Annotated in this window: 2 protein-coding genes; one reads left to right on the top strand and one right to left on the bottom strand. The window is 59.0% G+C overall.

Features of this window, described 5'->3' with window-relative positions:
• Window positions 1–287: 287 nt before the first annotated feature.
• A complete protein-coding gene (locus IVB42_RS03270) occupies window positions 288–446 on the bottom strand; it encodes a hypothetical protein (RefSeq protein WP_247299868.1) in 159 nt (52 codons plus the stop codon).
• Between the two features lie 217 nt (window positions 447–663).
• Between IVB42_RS03270 and IVB42_RS03265 the strand changes: the two genes are divergently transcribed.
• Window positions 664–900, top strand: coding sequence for a hypothetical protein (locus IVB42_RS03265; protein ID WP_247366662.1), 237 nt, complete (start codon window positions 664–666; stop codon window positions 898–900).
• The last annotated feature ends 330 nt before the right edge of the window (window positions 901–1230 follow it).

Below are 1230 nucleotides of genomic sequence, written 5' to 3'. Positions count from 1 at the left end.
GCCCTGACCGCTCTCCTGCCGACCTAACATCCGCTGCTCCCGCAAATGCCGCCTCAAACCAACGGAATCACGGTTCGCGAGTCGTCTCAACCGGAGTTTGGCAACACAATCAAGTGCAGACCGGAAGTTTGCAGCCCGGCGCCAGTTCGGCGGCTTGTGACCCAGCGGACTTTCGCTGCGAACGGTCTGGCACGATGATCGCGGCTTCGGGTCTTCAAGACCGGACATGCCAGTTCGCCTTAGGTAGTCGGCCAAGGCCCAATGGTGGACTTAACCGTCCACCCCCTTCAGGGGGGTCGACGTCTTTCGTTGATGAGCCGTCTGATGGCGGCTACTGCCCGAACAACAGGCGGCGGCAAGCGCCCCTTTCGCGCTGGAATGACGACCAGAACATAGAGCACGTTGAGCAGCAGCCAGATGGCGACCGCGATCAAAAAGAACTTCATGAAAAAGGCCCGGCTAAATCCGGCAGAGGAAACTAGTAAGGCTACGACATCGGGCTCGCGCCGCGAAATGCTGATTTCGACTCTGATGAGGGAGCTACGGGACGTGGGCAGCCTGGAACTCATGGTCGCAGTTCGTGACTGGACCCATTAACATAGTTTAATTTATTTAATTTAGTTTAGCGTATTTAATCTTTCCGCCAGCCCCGGAGAGAACGCCATGCCTGACCAAGACGATGACCGCCGCGAATTTCTGAAGACCTGCGGAAAGTTCGCTGCCGTGACACCTCCAGCCATCACGCTACTGCTATCGACCTCCCTCACTTCCGATGCGATCGCGCACTCTGGTGCGGGGGCCGCACACCATGATCACCATGAGCACCACCACGGTAACAATGGCTGGGGCAATGGTGGCGGCGATGGCAGTCCCAACGGCAAGGACGATAGAGGCCGCTAGACCATTTGCCGCCGGAGCAGCAACTGGAACGTCTCGCCGGCTACCAGGTTTTCCCGAAGCCCATCCCCAAGTGGGTAACGCAGTCGGGCCCCAGCTCTTCCCCATTGCCCCCCGGAGCTGGGGCTCATTTTTGTCCCGCCTCGAGGCGCCGGTTTCGCCAGCGGAACTTTTGTGCACTTTTGCACTTATCAATCCTGCCGCGATGGTCGTGCGACTGAGGATGGGCACCGGCGTGCGGATTCCGACGAAGTCGCCCAGGCGTACCGATATGAAGTCGCCCGTGGATTCCGAGACGATGTCGCCCACCTTTCCGATTTGATCTCGCCCAGC

It is taken from the genome of Bradyrhizobium sp. 45, from assembly GCF_023073155.1.
GTDB classification, from domain to species: Bacteria; Pseudomonadota; Alphaproteobacteria; order Rhizobiales; family Xanthobacteraceae; genus Bradyrhizobium; species Bradyrhizobium canariense_D.
This window is presented reverse-complemented; position numbering and strand designations above follow the sequence as displayed.